The sequence below is a fragment of the Rahnella sp. P4_A8 genome, from assembly GCF_056402435.1.
The window spans coordinates 1-1,249 of sequence record NZ_JBFUHK010000249.1; the positions used below are offsets into that span (position 1 = coordinate 1).

The following is a 1,249-nucleotide window of genomic DNA, read 5'->3' on the forward strand; positions in this document are numbered from 1 at the left end:
CCCTAAACCAAATCACAGAGACTATACTCATGGAAGAACTATCGGATTGGGAATTTAAATCAATTTTACAATTTCAGTTCAGCGAAATCCCTGACGCGTTTGGATGGTAACTGACTGAATTTACACACCATAGGTTTCAAGGAGTATCCTTTACAATGTTAAAAGCTGTTATCCCTGTTGCCGGTCTGGGCACACGTATGTTGCCAGCGACGAAAGCCATTCCAAAAGAAATGCTGCCTATCGTCGATAAGCCTTTGATCCAGTACATCGTTAATGAATGTGCTGCGGCGGGCATCAAAGAAATCATTCTGGTCACGCACTCATCGAAAAACGCGATCGAAAACCACTTCGATACCTCTTTCGAGCTGGAAAGTATGCTTGAATCCCGTGTGAAACGTCAGCTGCTGGAAGAAGTGCAGTCTATCTGCCCGAAAGGCGTGACCATCATGAACGTACGTCAGGGGCAATCAAAAGGCCTTGGGCATGCGGTTCTGTGTGCAAAACCTCTGATTGGTAATTCTCCTTTCGCGGTTATTCTGCCAGACGTTTTGATGGATGATTCCACCAGCGATCTGCGTAAAGATAACCTTGCTGCCATGCTTCGTCGCTTCCAGGAAACTGGCAACAGCCAGGTCATGGTTGAAGAAGTGCCGGAGAAAGACGTTTCCAAGTACGGTATTGTTAACTGCAACGGCGTAGAAGTTGAGCCGGGCGAAAGCGCGCCAATGACGGCTATCGTTGAAAAGCCGGAACTGAAGGACGCGCCATCAAACCTCGCGGTTGTCGGCCGTTATGTTCTGTCCGAAGCTATCTGGCCACTGCTGGCAGTGACACCGTATGGTGCAGGTAATGAAATTCAGCTGACTGATGCCATTGCCATGCTGATGRAAAAACATACTGTTGAAGCCTTTTCCATGACTGGCCGTTCACATGACTGTGGTGATAAGCTCGGTTATATGAAGGCGTTTGTTGAGTATGGTATTCGCCATAACACGCAGGGCGAAGCGTTCAAGGCATGGTTGAAAGAGTTTGCTGAAGAATAGCCAACAGGCTGATAAAAGCACCGAATAAATCGGTGCTTTTTTTTTGTTAAAGCAAACCTCAAAACCTATCTCAACAAACGAAAGTGAGACTAATCCGCTGTAGTACTCATAACTGGCCCTTTATATTAACCCATTCGTAATGCCCAAGGCCGCAATGAATTTTCAAAAAGATACGGTCTCTCATACAATGAGTTTGACATCATTGG

The 1,249-nt window shown here is 46.2% G+C and carries 1 protein-coding gene; it reads left to right on the forward strand.

The annotated features are described in order from the left end of the window. Positions 1-155 precede the first annotated feature (155 nt). Positions 156-1,043: a UTP--glucose-1-phosphate uridylyltransferase GalU gene (galU, locus tag AC1DUO_RS25155; protein ID WP_477989410.1), complete on the forward strand. Its 888-nt coding sequence runs from the start codon at positions 156-158 to the stop codon at positions 1,041-1,043. The last annotated feature ends 206 nt before the right edge of the window (positions 1,044-1,249 follow it).